Here is a 319-nt window from a genome sequence, read left to right on the forward strand (position 1 = left end):
TTACTCAACCTTCAACCTGCCCATGGCTAGATCACCCGGTTTCGGGTCTACACCTTGCAACTAGACGCCCAGTTAAGACTCGGTTTCCCTACGGCTCCCCTATACGGTTAACCTCGCTACAAAATGTAAGTCGCTGACCCATTATACAAAAGGTACGCAGTCACCCCGAAGGGCTCCCACTGCTTGTACGTACACGGTTTCAGGTTCTATTTCACTCCCCTCACAGGGGTTCTTTTCGCCTTTCCCTCACGGTACTGGTTCACTATCGGTCAGTCAGGAGTATTTAGCCTTGGAGGATGGTCCCCCCATATTCAGACAG

Annotated in this window: 1 rRNA gene; it reads right to left on the minus strand. The window is 51.4% G+C overall.

The window, feature by feature from the left end:
- Positions 1 to 319, minus strand: a 23S ribosomal RNA gene (locus B4920_RS26005); the annotation flags it as partial.

Source organism: Zoogloea sp. LCSB751 (assembly GCF_002028455.1).
Taxonomy (GTDB): Bacteria; Pseudomonadota; Gammaproteobacteria; order Burkholderiales; family Rhodocyclaceae; genus Zoogloea.